This is a genomic window from Parapedobacter koreensis (assembly GCF_900109365.1).
GTDB lineage: Bacteria > Bacteroidota > Bacteroidia > Sphingobacteriales > Sphingobacteriaceae > Parapedobacter > Parapedobacter koreensis.
Map to the genome: position 1 here is coordinate 231,521 of NZ_FNZR01000007.1, position 14,817 is coordinate 246,337.

The 14,817-nt window shown below is 45.5% G+C and carries 17 protein-coding genes; 8 read left to right on the top strand and 9 right to left on the bottom strand.

What is annotated here, in order from left to right:
- Nucleotides 1-10: 10 nt before the first annotated feature.
- The 5 genes from BMW65_RS17125 to BMW65_RS17145 form a co-directional block, all read right to left on the bottom strand.
- Nucleotides 11-949 carry a hypothetical protein gene (locus BMW65_RS17125; protein ID WP_090607207.1) on the bottom strand — a complete coding sequence of 313 codons (939 nt, stop codon included), beginning with the start codon at nt 947-949 and terminating at the stop codon, nt 11-13.
- A gap of 100 nt (nt 950-1,049) precedes the next feature.
- On the bottom strand, nt 1,050-2,189 hold the full coding sequence (gene gmd / locus BMW65_RS17130; protein ID WP_090607209.1) for a GDP-mannose 4,6-dehydratase: 1,140 nt from the start codon (nt 2,187-2,189) through the stop codon (nt 1,050-1,052).
- 5 nt (nt 2,190-2,194) lie between these two features.
- The gene (rfbA, locus tag BMW65_RS17135; protein WP_090607211.1) at nt 2,195-3,067 is read right to left on the bottom strand and encodes a glucose-1-phosphate thymidylyltransferase RfbA; all 873 of its coding nucleotides are present in this window, start codon (nt 3,065-3,067) and stop codon (nt 2,195-2,197) included.
- Nucleotides 3,068-3,144: 77 nt separating this feature from the next.
- Nucleotides 3,145-3,669 carry a DUF2911 domain-containing protein gene (locus tag BMW65_RS17140; RefSeq protein WP_090607212.1) on the bottom strand — a complete coding sequence of 175 codons (525 nt, stop codon included), beginning with the start codon at nt 3,667-3,669 and terminating at the stop codon, nt 3,145-3,147.
- Nucleotides 3,670-3,736: 67 nt separating this feature from the next.
- Nucleotides 3,737-4,258 (bottom strand): hypothetical protein, encoded by a 522-nt coding sequence (locus BMW65_RS17145; protein WP_090607214.1) that lies wholly within the window; start codon nt 4,256-4,258, stop codon nt 3,737-3,739.
- A 121-nt stretch (nt 4,259-4,379) separates the two neighbouring features.
- Between BMW65_RS17145 and BMW65_RS17150 the strand changes: the two genes are divergently transcribed.
- The 5 genes from BMW65_RS17150 to BMW65_RS17170 all read left to right on the top strand — a co-directional run bounded on the left by BMW65_RS17150 (nt 4,380) and on the right by BMW65_RS17170 (nt 7,777).
- Nucleotides 4,380-4,712 carry a hypothetical protein gene (locus BMW65_RS17150; protein ID WP_090607215.1) on the top strand — a complete coding sequence of 111 codons (333 nt, stop codon included), beginning with the start codon at nt 4,380-4,382 and terminating at the stop codon, nt 4,710-4,712.
- Between the two features lie 58 nt (nt 4,713-4,770).
- A complete protein-coding gene (locus BMW65_RS17155) occupies nt 4,771-5,688 on the top strand; it encodes a lysylphosphatidylglycerol synthase transmembrane domain-containing protein (RefSeq protein WP_090607349.1) in 918 nt (305 codons plus the stop codon).
- An 11-nt stretch (nt 5,689-5,699) separates the two neighbouring features.
- Nucleotides 5,700-6,401 (top strand): SDR family NAD(P)-dependent oxidoreductase, encoded by a 702-nt coding sequence (locus BMW65_RS17160; protein WP_090607217.1) that lies wholly within the window; start codon nt 5,700-5,702, stop codon nt 6,399-6,401.
- Nucleotides 6,402-6,427: 26 nt separating this feature from the next.
- Nucleotides 6,428-6,952 carry a hypothetical protein gene (locus BMW65_RS17165; RefSeq protein WP_143053913.1) on the top strand — a complete coding sequence of 175 codons (525 nt, stop codon included), beginning with the start codon at nt 6,428-6,430 and terminating at the stop codon, nt 6,950-6,952.
- Nucleotides 6,953-7,039: 87 nt separating this feature from the next.
- Nucleotides 7,040-7,777, top strand: a complete 738-nt coding sequence (locus BMW65_RS17170) for a lysophospholipid acyltransferase family protein (protein WP_090607220.1) — start codon at nt 7,040-7,042, stop codon at nt 7,775-7,777.
- Here BMW65_RS17170 and BMW65_RS17175 read toward each other — a convergent pair.
- Both BMW65_RS17175 and BMW65_RS17180 read right to left on the bottom strand, forming a co-directional pair.
- A complete protein-coding gene (locus BMW65_RS17175) occupies nt 7,770-8,768 on the bottom strand; it encodes a glycosyltransferase family 2 protein (protein ID WP_394332224.1) in 999 nt (332 codons plus the stop codon). The two genes, BMW65_RS17170 and BMW65_RS17175, sit on opposite strands and share 8 nt — an antisense overlap.
- A 115-nt stretch (nt 8,769-8,883) precedes the next feature.
- Nucleotides 8,884-9,858: a lysylphosphatidylglycerol synthase transmembrane domain-containing protein gene (locus BMW65_RS17180; protein ID WP_090607221.1), complete on the bottom strand. Its 975-nt coding sequence runs from the start codon at nt 9,856-9,858 to the stop codon at nt 8,884-8,886.
- A 174-nt stretch (nt 9,859-10,032) separates the two neighbouring features.
- Between BMW65_RS17180 and BMW65_RS17185 the strand changes: the two genes are divergently transcribed.
- Together BMW65_RS17185 and ruvC are read left to right on the top strand one after the other, a co-directional pair.
- Nucleotides 10,033-10,869 (top strand): energy transducer TonB, encoded by an 837-nt coding sequence (locus tag BMW65_RS17185; protein WP_090607223.1) that lies wholly within the window; start codon nt 10,033-10,035, stop codon nt 10,867-10,869.
- An 89-nt stretch (nt 10,870-10,958) separates the two neighbouring features.
- The gene (gene ruvC / locus BMW65_RS17190; RefSeq protein ID WP_090607224.1) at nt 10,959-11,525 is read left to right on the top strand and encodes a crossover junction endodeoxyribonuclease RuvC; all 567 of its coding nucleotides are present in this window, start codon (nt 10,959-10,961) and stop codon (nt 11,523-11,525) included.
- Between the two features lie 4 nt (nt 11,526-11,529).
- Here ruvC and BMW65_RS17195 read toward each other — a convergent pair whose 3' ends face one another.
- Nucleotides 11,530-12,573: a hypothetical protein gene (locus BMW65_RS17195; protein ID WP_090607226.1), complete on the bottom strand. Its 1,044-nt coding sequence runs from the start codon at nt 12,571-12,573 to the stop codon at nt 11,530-11,532.
- A gap of 409 nt (nt 12,574-12,982) precedes the next feature.
- Here BMW65_RS17195 and BMW65_RS17200 point away from each other — a divergent pair, with 409 nt between their 5' ends.
- Complete coding sequence (locus BMW65_RS17200) at nt 12,983-13,456, top strand: Lrp/AsnC ligand binding domain-containing protein (RefSeq protein WP_090607227.1); 474 nt, start codon at nt 12,983-12,985, stop codon at nt 13,454-13,456.
- A 58-nt stretch (nt 13,457-13,514) separates the two neighbouring features.
- Here the strand turns inward: BMW65_RS17200 and BMW65_RS17205 are convergent, their stop codons facing one another.
- Entirely contained in the window at nt 13,515-14,813 is a 1,299-nt protein-coding gene (locus BMW65_RS17205; protein ID WP_090607229.1) for an FAD-dependent oxidoreductase, read from the bottom strand.
- Nucleotides 14,814-14,817: the final 4 nt, after the last annotated feature.

Genomic DNA, 14,817 nt, shown 5'->3' on the forward strand with positions numbered 1-14,817 from the left:
AAAAGTTGGTTTATTTAAGTACTACGCTGCTTTGTCCCATGACGGTACTATCTGCGTATAACAATATGGTATAGGTACCTTTCTGGAATCCTTTTGTATCCTTCCATTCAATAATATAATCAGCGCCGTCATTTGCAAAGTCGATAGCTGTTTTGTAAGTGTATTGAATTTGGTCACCATCAACTTCAAAAAGACCATTGTCAATGGTTCGTAAATTGCCATTCGGATCAATTACACGGACATAGACATCATGCATGCCTATTTGAGCTAATGGATTGTCCGCTATTGTAAAATTAATCTGAAATTTATCAATCCTGCGCGCTTTTGTTTCTACACTTTGTTTATTATTGCTGCGATCGCGGACACCATTTATTGAAATACCTGACACTTTAAGAGCCGCTGCCAATCTAACCTTGCCAGTTAAATCCGTATTTTCCTCTTCAAGTGCGGCTACCCGATTAGAAGACGAAGAAACCTCTTGCTTCAACTCGTCCCGCTCGGAAGTAAGCTGCGCATTTTGATTACGAAGGTTCCCCACTTCGTTCAAATACTTCAACACTTGTTGTTTTAATTGGCTTATTTCTTGTTGAGCATTGGCCAATTGTTCCTGCGTAAGATTATGCTGGGCCAGCTGGGTACGCAATTCCACAATTGTCGTACGAACACTGTCTTGGGCCGCTTTCAATGAAGTGCTAAGGACAACGTTTTCGTCAGTCAACCGATCGAGCTCAGCTTCGATTCGATCGATTTCAGCCTGCATATTCACCCGTTCATCCGTCAATTCATGAACCTTATCACCCGTATTTTTATACTTGATATAAAAATATACATTGGTAGCGAGCAACGCCACGATAGCCACCACAAAAAAATAAATCTTTGTGGAATCCTTTCTTACTTCTGCAGGCTTGGATTCAAAACCTGTTTCTTGTATGGTATGTATTTCTTGCATGGCTATACATCAAAGCGCTATCCTAACACACGGTACCCTTACGCAAAAATTGTTCCAACATCTTTTGCTCAGGTAAGTGGAAGGCAATTTGATGCCTACGCTACTCGAAATAATTCAGTGTTTTGAACCCGCCTCGTCTTAGGTACTCTTCTTTACGCATAAGCCTTAGATCAGCATGTACCATATCCTGTATGAGGGCGTTGAGGTCATACTTAGGTTGCCAGCGCAGTTTGAGCCGGGCTTTGGTAGCGTCCCCCACCAAGAGGTCTACCTCGGTGGGCCTGTAATATTTAGGATCTACTTTTATTACGGTATGCCCAAATTTTATAGCTGCTGGATCGATATCCAACTGGCGGAGTCGATTTTCATCAACGTCAATGACTACACCCTTCTCACGCTCCCCTTTGCCACTGAACTCCACTTCTATCCCCACCTCGGCAAAGCTCATCCGCACAAAATCGCGCACAGTAGTGGTGATACCTGTAGCCACCACATAATCAGTCGGTTCTTCTTGCTGAAGCATCAGCCACATGGCTTCTACATAGTCTTTTGCGTGCCCCCAATCACGTTGTGCGTCAAGATTGCCCAAAAAAAGCCTTTGCTGCAACCCAAGCGCAATACGCGCCACAGCGCGCGTAATCTTGCGCGTCACGAAGGTCTCTCCCCGTACAGGGCTTTCATGGTTGAACAGGATGCCATTACAGGCATATAGACCGTAAGCTTCCCGGTAATTGACCGTAATCCAGTAAGCATACAGTTTGGCTACGGCATAGGGACTCCGCGGATAAAACGGCGTCCGTTCGCTTTGGGGTACTTCTTGTACCAATCCGTACAATTCTGAAGTGGCAGCTTGGTAAAATCGGCATTTGCGCCCAAGTCCAAGTAAACGAACGGCCTCCAATATACGGAGCGCCCCCAGCCCATCTGCATTGGCGGTATATTCTGGTGTATCAAAACTTACTTTTACATGACTTTGCGCGGCCAAATTGTAAATCTCATCCGGCTGGGTCTCCTGGACAATCCTAATCAAATTGGTCGCATCTGTAAGGTCGCCATAGTGTAGGGTAAAACGCTTATCGGACTCATGGGGATCTTGGTATAAGTGGTCAATCCGATCCGTATTAAACAACGAGCTCCGCCGTTTTAGCCCATGCACATGGTACCCTTTTTTTAGCAGGAATTCGGCCAGGTATGCACCGTCTTGCCCAGTTATACCGGTTATGAGCGCTGTTTTTGGCATTATGGTCAACTGTTTTTTTTCAATACCGATTTCAAAAGGTATTGTCCGTACCCACTTTTCAGTAATGGCTGTGCAATGGCCTCAAGCTGCTGTCCATCAATGAAATCCATGCGGTAAGCCACTTCTTCAATACACCCAATCTTTAGCCCTTGCCGCTCTTCAATCACCTGCACAAATTGGCCTGCCTGCATGAGGGAGGTAAATGTCCCGGTGTCCAACCACGCTGTGCCCCGGCTGAATACACCTACTTTCAACCGTCCTTGTTCAAGATAAACCTTGTTGACATCGGTAATTTCATATTCACCACGTGCTGATGGCTGGATACTTTGGGCGATTTCAACCACCGAATTGTCGTAAAAATACAAGCCGGGAACCGCATAATTAGATTTGGGATGGGTGGGCTTTTCTTCAATGGAAACCACATTCCGTTGTTCGTCAAACTCGACCACACCGTAGCGCTCGGGATCGGATACGGGATAGGCAAATACCACGCCTCCTTCGGGATCTGCGCTTTGCTGCAATAAACGTGACAAACCCTCCCCATGAAAAATATTATCGCCCAGTATCAATGCCACCTTATCATTTCCCACAAATTGCTCGCCTATCACAAAGGCCTGAGCCAGCCCATTGGGAACCTCCTGCACCGCATAGGAAAACGAACAGCCCAGCTGCGATCCATCTCCCAATAACTTGCGAAAAGCGGGCAAATCGTGGGGTGTGGAAATAATCAGCACTTCACGGATACCCGACAGCATCAACGTGGATAAGGGGTAATAGATCATTGGCTTGTCATATACAGGCATCAACTGCTTGCTTACCGCCAATGTCAACGGGTGCAACCGCGTACCGGAGCCCCCAGCCAAAATAATACCTTTCACTATTTTATTACGATTAACATAAAAAAAGACCTCATAGACTGGCGCGCTATGAGGTTAAATTTATCAATAATACGAAATCAGTTTGCGGCCTTCACGGTAAAAGGCACGCTCCAATTTCCCCATAACAAGGTGACAACACCTGCTTTATCAGTGGTAATGGTAAACTGCTCTTTCGAATCATTGCTGCTCGTCGGGGTGGCTGTCACCTGTAGGATATCCTCCGACTCATCATATTGCGTACCCCACTGATCCCACTTTTTATTGAAAATAAGGGTCATGTTTTCTTGACCGGGAATGGAATTAAGGCCGTATTTCCCTGCGGGCAATGACTGCCCTTGAATCAGGACATCTTTGTCTACTTCAAACGTAGTGGTTTCGTTGGCTCCTGTACGCCATCTTTTACCCAATGGCACAAACTTTTCGCTACCCAGTTGACGCCCATTAAGTGACGGCTTACTATAGTGGATTTCGATAGTTACACCATCATTCGTGGTTACTTTAACACTGTCTGGCGGACTTGCCCGCTGGCTTTTGTCTTGCTGGGCGAAAGAAGACACTGACAGGGTCGCTACAAATAGCAGCGCTAATACACATGCTTTCATACATTACAAATTAATAGGTTTACAATCATTATATTCTTAACAATACGATGCGCTAAACGTGTAATTATTAAAACCGTTCGAAATTAAATATCAAATACCCTGTTTTGCCCTCCAAATCCACCGGCATCCGCAAGGTAAGCTGCTGCTCATCCGCATAAGTCAAATCCAGCCGGTAGCCGGCGGTCACGTTACTCGGTTTGTCTCCGGGATAAATCTTTTTAAACTGAAATTGAGGCTCACCACCCTCCTTTCCGGGATTATAAATCGACCAAACGATATTACGTACAGCACCAGGGGCACAAAGTTTTCCTTCCGCATCAAACGTAATGCTTCCCTTACCATTGTTCGGCAAATTCCAGATACTGCCAATAAAACATTCTGCCGGAGCCTCCTCAAAAATAGTCTTAACAGAAAAGGCTGCCGAGAAATTCTCTTTATCTACCGAATGTAACACCCATTGTCCTTTCACGCCGCCGCGCCAAGCAGAAGCAGAGGGTGACCCTCCCGTCGTGCCCTGCTGTGAAGAGCATGATATCAAGAAAAAGGAGCCATATAATACTGCGGTAAACAGAAATGATAATCGCTTCATAGTATTTAAAAGAAATTGTAAAGATAATAGATTCCTGCTATAAAATGTTTGTTTTTTTACGTGTAGTGTGGAATATTCCTGTATGTTTGTCTTTTTAAGGCATTAAGAAATAATAATTTGTATGACGTCTTCCAAAAACCATACCATCAGCAAATTTATTGCTAAGCTGCTGGTACGGTTGTTCATTTTATTGCTGCTATTTGCATTTGCGCCTGTAATCCTTGAACAAGAAACCATTAGGCCACTGGGCCAAACATTTGTATATATTGAGAATAAATGGGCTTTTATATTTCCCGGATTACTTTTCCTGAGCTTTCTCGTTTTACTCATCATCACGCTCCGCAGCCGTTATCAGAAGACCGACCTTAATTGGATGCTGTCCCTCAATGCGTTTTTACTGATCATCTATGTGATTATGCTATATGCCCGGCTTTACCCCCTCATCTTCGGCTGAGGCAGGATTATGAAGTCATTACCTTTTTTTACCTTTGGGGTTTATCAACTACGTATATATGGCTCAGAAAAAAATTTGGCGTGCGGCCAAGACAGTGCTCAAAATTGTGGTCACAACCGGGGCGTTGTATTGGGTGTTCAACAAAGTGGAGCCAAAGGATCTGAAAGAGGCATTACTCGCATCCAATCCCCTATTTTTGGCACTGGCCTTTATTGCATACACCTGTTCGATTGTAATCGCTTCCTCCCGGCTCAATGGCTTTTTCAGCAATATGGGGCTGGAGCTGTCCGAACGCTATAATTTCAAGCTCTACCTTTTGGGTTTATTCTATAACTTATTCCTGCCCGGCGGCGTGGGCGGCGATGGTTACAAAATCTTTTTTCTGCGGCGCAAATTCAAGGTCAAGGGCCGTCATCTTTTATCAGCGGTTTTTTTCGACCGCCTGAGTGGTCTCTGGGCTTTATGCTTGATAACTTCGGCATTGGTCATCTTTATACCTCGCCTGGAAATTCCTAATGAAATCCCCATCGTAGCCGTTGCACTCGGCACAATAGCTTATTATGCCGTACTCCGCCGGTATTTCACCGTCTATAGCCGTCATTTTATCAAGACCCATATCAAGGCGCTGGGCACACAGTCTATGCAGGTAGTATGTGCCATTTTCCTGTTATATGCGCTGGGTTTTGAAGGCAAGTTTTCCCCATACTTATTTATGTTCCTGCTTTCATCATTGGTAGCCGTGGTTCCATTCACCGTAGGTGGACTTGGTGCACGCGAAATGGTGAATGTCTATGGGGCCCAGTATTTTGAACTAAACGAGCATTTGGCATTGTTGATTAGCTTGCTTTTTTATTTGACATCTGCGGCTTTAGCGGCTTTAGGCGCTTACTTCATCTTCCGCCCGCAAAAATTGGGCGAAGAAAGGCTACCCACCACGGAAGAAGCGGAAATGGGCAATGACGACGAAAATAATTAAAAATTACAGCCATGGCAACTATCGTTATTACCGGAGCAAGTGGCGGCATTGGATTTGAAACCGCCTTGAGCCTGGCCACAGCAGGGCACCGCATCATTGCGATAGCGCGCTCGCAAAGTGGCTTGCACAAATTGGCCGAAGCTACCCGCCATCATGCTCAATCCACCATACACACCCTTCTTTTTGACATTGGACAGGGTGATTATGAGCATGTCTTGCTGCCTTTTGTAAGGGCGCAGCTCGGTCAGGTAGACATCCTGATCAACAATGCGGGCGCGCTCATCAACAGGCCATTTGAAGAAACTCCAATCGATGCGTTTTCCGATATGTTCCAAAGCAATTTCTTGGGCCATGTCCGCATGATCCAGCATGTGTTGCCGTTCATGCATCCGGGTAGCCATATTGTCAATATCGGTAGCATGGGAGGTTTCCAAGGCAGTGTAAAATTCCCGGGCTTAGCTGCTTATTCGGCCAGCAAGGCCGCGTTGCACGCCCTTACCGAGTGCCTCGCTTTGGAACTCACAGACAAAGCTATTAAAATAAATTGCTTAGCTTTGGGTTCGGCGCAAACAGAAATGCTTCGTAAAGCGTTTCCACAATACGAATCGCCAGTGACGGCATCGGAGATGGGCGAATATATCGCCCACTTTGCCCTGACTGGCCACCGGCTTTTCAACGGGAAAGTGCTACCCGTCGCGGTCACCACACCCTGAATTAATAAAAAGATAACTAAAACGAGATGAAAACGCCAAATCTACTTCAATTATTCCTGTCGGTATTTAGCATGCTTGTTGTTTTTTCTTGCCAAAACGAATCACGGGATGACGCTTCGGAAAATACAGTTAGCGATGTAACGACCGAAATCGCGGAAGACAACGCGGCACCACTGCTATCCCTACCATACATCGCCGTTTTCGATGAGGCGTCCGAAAAGCTTGGAGCCGAGAAGAACCCGGATTTTGACGCTTCGTTATTGACCATTGAAGCTTTGACCCAAGCATTAATCACTAACTATCCAGAGATTACGATAACGGCAAACAACGTCTCCAACGATACCCTTTACCTACAGGTAGCAGACGCACAATACCTCACCCAACAAATGGGATCTTCCGGAGCGCAAATGTATTTATTGGAAGCTACGTATGCATATACGGAACTCCCCAACATTAACGCCGTAAACTTCAGCTTCGAAGAAGGCGACCATGCCATGCCAGGAACGTATACAAGAACGTACTTTGAGCAGCTTCATACACTCCATGAATAACAGCTTCCGATCGCACGACTATATTTGGTAATCGTTGTTTAAATAATATCTTTGCAGCTGAGACCAGTTGGTTATCCCGTATTGCTAATGAGAAAGTTTTTTGGTTATATCCTTTCCCCCATTTTTTATTTGCTTTTTGGCGTCATCATTACCGTATTCCATCCGATCCAATGGCTCTGTCTGAAGCTTGGAGGGTATCAGGCCCACAAAAAGTGCGTAGATACGCTCAACTGCTGCTTGGTTGCGTGCTATTATGTATTGGGCAATACGGTTAGCTTTATAAACAAGCAACAGCTCCCTACAGACAGGCCCATCCTCTTCGTGGCCAACCACCAGAGCATGTACGACATCCCCCCCTTGATTTTTTTCCTGCGCAAGTATCATGGCAAATTTATATCCAAGATAGAATTGGCCAAGGGTATCCCCAGTATTTCCTTTAACCTCCGCCATGGCGGTGCAGCCAATATTGACCGCAAGGATCCCAAGCAATCCATCGCTGAAATCCTTAAGCTGGCCAATAACATGAAGGCCAAAAACTGGTCGGCTTTTATTTTTCCTGAAGGCACCCGTGCCAAAACAGGAAAAGTTAAACCTTTTAACGTTGGTGGCATTGCGGTGATATTGAAAAAAGCCACCAACGTGCTGGTCGTGCCGGTGGCGATCAATCATTCATGGGAAATGGTGCGTTATGGTTTTTTTCCGCTTAACACCTTTACACGGATGTCATGGGAAGTGCTCACTCCCATTGAGCCCCAAGGACTCAGCGCGGAAGAGGTCGTTGCGCAGACCGAAGCGCGCATCAAGGAAAAGATAGTGCTTAATTGACGCGCCTCCCTTTCCATTGGTATTTACCGATATTGCCAGCAATACCGATATAGGTCATGTATACGATATGTAAAAACGTGAGCAATGGTAAATAGATCAGTAGGTCTGTACGTTTGGCAAACTTGCCCAGTGGATATAAGAAGAAAAACTCCACAAGCAATTTCAAGGAAATGGCAACCGTGAATGCCGGCCACAATGCGGCATTAAAAAACAGTGCGAATATGCCCGTTGACAACAACAAGCTGTTGAACAGCCAAATCGCTACACCCAACACGACAAGCCCTTTGTTTTTATAATGCGTGCTTTTAGAGGCCCACCGCCTACGTTGATGAATAAATCCACGCAATGTCTTCTTGGCATCTGTATAGACAATAGCGTCCCTTGACTTGCAAAACCCAATCTTATCGGGATATTTTGCTGCCACCTTGTGCAAAAACAGTTCATCATCGCCCGAAGCCAGATGGTCGATTCCATTGAAGCCACCCATTTCATGAAACACGTCACGACGATAAGCCAGGTTTGCTCCGTTGCAGGTAGACGGCCGTCGATGTCCGATACCAGCTGCCCCAAGCCCGATGAGGTAGAGAAACTCCAACGTCTGTAGCTCTTCGAAGAAATTCCGTTGTTCTGAATACACCACAGGAGCAGAGACCAGAAAGCTGCTGTTTTGTGCTGCATAGTTCACAACCGTCGATAGCCAACTCTTGCCCATGCGGCAGTCGGCATCCGTCGTGACGATAAGCTCCCCTGAAGCGACGGCTATAGCTGTGGATATCGCCTTCTTCTTATAAGAATTTACAGGTTCGGACTCATTTAATTTCAGCAACTTGACACCCTGATCGGCAAACGATCGCACGATAGCTGATGTGTTGTCGGTAGAATGGTCATCCACAACGATGATTTCCCGCAGTTCTGCGGGGAAATCCTGCGCCAGTATATCCGAAAGCGTACGTCCGATATTGGCTTCTTCATTCCTTGCAGCTATCAACACACTGACCTTTATATTTGGAATACTCCGTTTTGAAAAAAATGGCAAAGCCGACCACCCGACCCGCATATAACATACCAATATTGCGTATATTCCCGTAAATGCCGCCAAGAGAACATTAATTAGCTGTGTCGCCAAAGAAATTAATTTTTAAAACAAAGACCGAACCCAAAATAGCGGGCAATATAAGGTTTATAAACCAAATGCAAGAAGCTATTGCCATTACTGCAATATCCTGATCGGTAATGTGTGCATACAAATAGCTCGCTGTAATACTCCGGACACCGAAATCGAAGAGATCGAGCGTAGGCAACGCCGACTGCACAAAAAACAGGATAAATATCATCAGCAACATGGGCAGAAATTCGATGCTCGGAATAATGACGAGCATCAGTATGCAATACTGTGAGGTGAAAATCACGAACCTTGCCAATGAATTGAGAAAGACCACCGTCAATTCACGACGGCTGTAACGGGTCAGGATTTCAAAAAAACGGTGAAACTTGCGGAGGAATCCAACCCGTTTGATCCAGCTATTAATCAATTTTACATTGAAATAAAGCACAAGGAAAAAACCGGCATATAACATCGCCAATAACCATATGGCGATACCTGAAGCAACGCTGACATCGAAAAAACGATTGACAAACCAAGCAATACTAAGCGATCCCGCTACACTCGTCAGTACCAGCTGAGCCAATGCGCCTATCCCCATGGCTACCACACCGAAAATACGCTTACGCGGCTGGAGAAACATAACCCTTCCTCCATATTCACCGATTCGGTTGGGCGTGAAAACCGCCCACGTCAACCCGCAAAAGACCGACTGAACGGATGTCCATAGGCTTATCCGCTCGATATACCGGCAAAGGTATCGCCATTTAACCGCTTCCAAGAACCAGTTGGCAAACATCAATACGACCACTACAGATAGTGTAGTTGCGACGGTGTGGGTTCCAAGGTCACGCATCAACCGCCCAAACTCGCGCAAATTTTGGTGATTATTGAGTTTCCGATACAGTACCCACGCCACCAAAAGCAAAATAGCAGCCTTGAGTACCACACCTAATATCTTCTTCGTCCTGTTGCTCAAACCCGATGATTTGCGTGCAATGTTACTAATTTTTAGCGGCCAAACCTATATACCGATTTATGGAATTGTATATAAAACTTCATCCATACGGAAACAGGGGCTTGCTCTCCTGCCGGATAAAAACATAACGGCCGTTTTGTTCAGATTTTATTTGTTCATTAATCTCATTTCGTTATGTACTATCCAAAACAAGATATTTTCAGCCAAAATTGGCTGGATATCATTTTCGACGGGCGCAATAAGCAATATGGTGCCTATGTATTGCGTCGGGATGCTTCTAAAAATGTCAATCTTGCATTGCTCATCGCATCCAGCATATTTGTTGTCTCCTTACTTGCGCCGCTTATCAAAAGCAGGTTCTTTCCCAATGCAGCCAGCCTTACGTTGGCCCATCCACTTGATGAAGGATTTGTCGTTGAGCTGACTCCTCCCCCACCAATTGCCCCAGAAATGCCGGAGCCACCCTCCGCTGCTCTACCAGCGCCCCGTACCAGTCAGGTGCGCATGCCCGTGCCCGTGGTGGTCAATGCCGATAGGGTCACAGAGGAACCACCGTCAATAGCTGTACTTCAGTTGGCCAACCCGAGTTCTCAAAACGTCGTAGGCAACCCCGATGCTGCTATCCACATTGATCTACCTACGGGCAATGGGAAAGCAGATGCAGAAGTGACCGAAAGCGGTGCTAAAGATGATACGCCATTCATATCCGTGGAAATCGAACCAGAGTTTCCCGGTGGGATGGAAGCGTTTTTGAATTATGTACGGCAAAACTACCGTTATCCACCGCAAGCCGTGGAAAACGGCGTGAAGGGACGGGTCGTCCTCCAATTCGTTGTAGAACGCGACGGCTCGCTAACCGGTATCACGGTCGTACGCGACCTTAAATTCGGCACCGGTGAGGAAGCCATCAGGCTGCTAAGCGCTTCGCCAAAATGGAATCCTGGCATCCAGAATGGCCGTCCGGTACGCGTGGTCTATACACTTCCCATCGGGCTGGCTATTGCCCAATGACCTGATAGCACCTTAAGACTTCATAGGCCTGTGCGGAAGTCCCACACACCTATGAAGTTTATTCGATTGAAAAGCCGTAATATTGCACCATGCGACAACCCGCCAACAAGGAGCGAATCATATTGGGCATTGATCCCGGTACAGCGGTATTGGGTTATGGTATCATCAAAGAAACCGGCAAGCTACTTTCGCTTGTCAACCTCGGCGTGGTCAAATTAGACCATTTGGATGATCATGGTCTCAAATTACAACGCATCTTTCAAAAAACCAATGCCCTTATTGAGCAATACCAGCCGGATTGCCTGGCTTTGGAAGCGCCATTTTATGGCAAAAACATTCAAGTGATGCTTAAACTCGGCCGTGCACAGGGCGTAGCCATGGCAGCTGCATTGAACCGGAATATCCCCATTTTTGAATACGCCCCGCGTAAAATCAAACAATCGGTCACCGGCAATGGCAACGCAACCAAAGAACAAGTAGCAGCCATGCTCAAAACCTTATTAAGATTTGAGGAAACTCCACAGTTCCTTGACGCTACGGATGGATTGGCTGTAGCCGTCTGCCATGCCTTTCAAAACAACCCTTCAGGGTCAAAAAAAAGAAGCTATTCAGGATGGGAATCGTTCGTCCGCGATAATGCCGACCGGCTGAAGTGACCGCTTATAACTTTACCTGTCTGATGACATTTTTCACGTTTAGCTCGATGATATCTGTCATTGTGCGGCATTTGAGGTAATGGTTATTTTGGTAGTAGTGAGCATAGCCTTCGCGGAGTTGCTTTACATTGGCTGGTGTAGACAATTCTTCGGTATTCGATACATCACGCAAAGCAGCAATGCGATGGCGCTCGCTACGCACGCGGTGCACAATAGACGAACGCTCTTCCTGCTGGTACTGTAGTACCGTACGATCGGTAAGGTGTTCCATGCAAAGCCGTACATAAGGCAAGTTATCCTTAAAAAACTGGGGCATATATACTTTTGGATTGCCCTCATAAAATTGCTGGTCAAAATCAATTGCACGAATCCGGAACTGGAAATCATCGAAGTCGGGCGTAATCTGCACCACGAAGTTATAAGCCCGCATATCACCCAGCAAGGTAATGATACACCGTTCATTGAATTTCACAAATTCCTTGGCAATCCGTTTAGGATTATAATCCGGATTATACATCAATGACCTTGCAAACACATCACCGGGAATGCCTACGATATGCTCTTCCACGAGCGTTTGCCCATCCACCAGGTAATTCACCGGATTGGGCGATATAATTTGTTCCAATTCCAACCCATATATCCGGGACGCATCGGCCTGTTTCACATAGAAATAGTCATACACATCGTTCAGCCGGTTCACGATACGTATCCTAAAAGGATGTGTATTGCCAAAAGCACAGTATTCCACCCGATCAATATATTTGTGTTCTACGATGCGTGTATTACCGGAAGCTTTGAGCTCAGCATAGATAATTTTCAATCCATTGTACAGATTTTCCTGTACGTGAGGCGGATAAATAGGCGTTTCCCATAATGTATCTTTCCCATTTTTATCAATAACAGGTACGGTTTCGTAAAAGTCCATTAGATTTTTATAACTAATGGGCATACGGGCATCACGTTGATAGCTGCGCAGATACTTCTGCAACGCAACGGTAACGGGATATACAGGCTTTTTCCGGGAAATTCTTACGTCTTCCGCTTCCATAGAGGCACAACCAAACATTTATGTAAATGTACGCTTTTAATATATAACATTAAAAAGCTGAAATATTTTCATAAATAACCGTAATTTAGGGCCAAAATTTAAAGAATTAATAATAAATACCAATTTCAACTACCAAATTGGACAAAAGAAACAAGCCCAGTAAATCAATCGGTGATGCAAAAAAGGAAGAAGCTCCTTTGGGAGAGGAGCTTCTACGCTAACCAATTATAAACCTATATTAAATTGAGGGAGGGCGACGCTATAATCAGCATTTTTAATCATTTTTTGCTGACTGATTGATACAAAAGTAATAATAATATTGATTCTTTAAAGTTTTTTTATGAAAAAAATTCAATTTTTACGTTTTTTGTAATTAAATTTGATATAATTTGAAAAAACATTATTATTTATGGAAAAAAAGCATGAAAATTTAGACCTTGACAACTTAGATATACAGATTTTATCTATTTTGATGAATGATGCCTCCATTCCTTATACAGAAATCGCAAAAAAACTAATTGTTTCTGGCGGAACCATCCATGTACGGATGAAAAAAATGGAAGAATTAGGTATCATCAGAGGATCCAGCCTAATAATTAACCCGCAAAAGGTCGGGTTTGACATTACAGCTTTCCTCGGTATCTACTTAGAGAAAGGTTCGCAGTACAATAATGCCGTCGAGCAACTAAAACAAGTACGAGAAGTAGTGGAATTGCATTATTGCACGGGGACATACAGTATGTTTGCAAAAATCGTATGTAGGGATACTACGCACCTCCGAAAAGTATTAAATGAAGACATCCAATCCGTAAAGGGCATACAGCGGACGGAAACCATCATCTCCCTTGAAGAAAGCATCAAAAGGCAGATTAGCTTAGTTTAGGCCAAATCGCCCCGGTACATCAGCTGGGGCTAACTTTTGGCCGGCACTCATTCACCAATTATCGTTGGATAGCACCGTCCAACCCTATCTTTACGTCAAATGGCTTACAATAGGCATCCAACAGCACGGTCACAAGCCTACGGGTCGCCAGCATATTTTCGTCATATTCCCCTTCTAATTGAAACCGGCGTTTCCAATTTTTTTGTACTTGCCCTTCTAATTCATTTCCGCGTTGCCCAACGAATTTGATGTAGCTAAATAAGTCTGCCAATGTCAGGGTATCAATATCGGCATGATCGACAAACCAGATCTGACTCCTTGAAAAAAGCTGATTTGAAACGGGTTTGATTTCGCTTGCCGTTACGGGCTTATCTGCATCAAAATACAGCCGCCCATCACCCTCCATCCTACCCAGCAGCATACCTGTGGCGCCAACGCGTTGGACAGCTGCAAAATGTGGATCTTCAATGGGCACGTCGCCAAAAGGAATCAACCGCGCTCCATATTGTAGCAATTCGCCCTGCACATTCCGGCTATCTAGCTTATCCGAAGTTGTCTTAAAAAAGGCGGTGTATGCCGCTGCGGCTCCAACGGCCTGTCCCACGTGCATCAGCAACGGAATATCATCAGCTGTACCACTAAGTAAGCGTTGGACAGCTGGTAGTCTATGGGTCAGGTACAGGTTGCTGTTATCTGGAGGGATCAGGGAAGCCAGCGGCAATGTAAACGAACGGCCACCCAAATCGCCAACCACTACACCGGTACGGGATAGGCCCTCATAAGCCCCCACTTGGAAATAGTTATCCGCAATCGTCGTTCGCGTGGTTATGCTATCCGTATTTCCCTTCGCCAATTGGTAAAGATAAGCATCAACTGAAGCATCCACCACTGCCCTCACCTTGAACCGGCTTCGATCCGCCAGCTCAACTTGCCAATCTTTGCCCGATTTTTTGACAGACCGCAATTGCCCCTGCTCAACGATGGTCAAATTTTGGTTTGCTTTTATCACACTATCCAGGATATTCTGCACAATCCTGGGATTTATCCGCCGCTTGGCCACGGATGACAGGGAATCACCGGGCTTATCATGTCGCAGGGTCCTTGCCAAAAGACTGGCCCATACCCCGGCATCCAAGTTGGCATTGGAGGTCACTGCTATCATATCCGACGTCAATTCGGGCATCATTTTGTCCCCATTTACCACCCAGACCGTGTTCAGGTTTGACATAGCCGATTGAATTGCCGCAGCATAAGCATCCGCACCATAGCCATACACCAATACCTGAGGGCGTTTGCTCTGGGACATTCCCCACAGCGGGGCGATTAACAACAACAGGGTGATATGCAGTTTATTCATATTT

What these genes read in the sequence shown, in the direction of transcription:
- BMW65_RS17125 (WP_090607207.1), bottom strand. Translation starts at nt 949, where the DNA reads ATGCAAGAAATACATACCATACAAGAAACAGGTTTTGAATCCAAGCCT.
- gmd (WP_090607209.1), bottom strand. Translation starts at nt 2,189, where the DNA reads ATGCCAAAAACAGCGCTCATAACCGGTATAACTGGGCAAGACGGTGCA.
- BMW65_RS17140 (WP_090607212.1), bottom strand. Translation starts at nt 3,669, where the DNA reads ATGAAAGCATGTGTATTAGCGCTGCTATTTGTAGCGACCCTGTCAGTG.
- BMW65_RS17145 (WP_090607214.1), bottom strand. Translation starts at nt 4,258, where the DNA reads ATGAAGCGATTATCATTTCTGTTTACCGCAGTATTATATGGCTCCTTT.
- BMW65_RS17150 (WP_090607215.1), top strand. Translation starts at nt 4,380, where the DNA reads ATGACGTCTTCCAAAAACCATACCATCAGCAAATTTATTGCTAAGCTG.
- BMW65_RS17155 (WP_090607349.1), top strand. Translation starts at nt 4,771, where the DNA reads ATGGCTCAGAAAAAAATTTGGCGTGCGGCCAAGACAGTGCTCAAAATT.
- BMW65_RS17160 (WP_090607217.1), top strand. Translation starts at nt 5,700, where the DNA reads ATGGCAACTATCGTTATTACCGGAGCAAGTGGCGGCATTGGATTTGAA.
- BMW65_RS17165 (WP_143053913.1), top strand. Translation starts at nt 6,428, where the DNA reads ATGAAAACGCCAAATCTACTTCAATTATTCCTGTCGGTATTTAGCATG.
- BMW65_RS17170 (WP_090607220.1), top strand. Translation starts at nt 7,040, where the DNA reads ATGAGAAAGTTTTTTGGTTATATCCTTTCCCCCATTTTTTATTTGCTT.
- BMW65_RS17185 (WP_090607223.1), top strand. Translation starts at nt 10,033, where the DNA reads ATGTACTATCCAAAACAAGATATTTTCAGCCAAAATTGGCTGGATATC.
- ruvC (WP_090607224.1), top strand. Translation starts at nt 10,959, where the DNA reads ATGCGACAACCCGCCAACAAGGAGCGAATCATATTGGGCATTGATCCC.
- BMW65_RS17195 (WP_090607226.1), bottom strand. Translation starts at nt 12,573, where the DNA reads ATGGAAGCGGAAGACGTAAGAATTTCCCGGAAAAAGCCTGTATATCCC.
- BMW65_RS17200 (WP_090607227.1), top strand. Translation starts at nt 12,983, where the DNA reads ATGGAAAAAAAGCATGAAAATTTAGACCTTGACAACTTAGATATACAG.
- BMW65_RS17205 (WP_090607229.1), bottom strand. Translation starts at nt 14,813, where the DNA reads ATGAATAAACTGCATATCACCCTGTTGTTGTTAATCGCCCCGCTGTGG.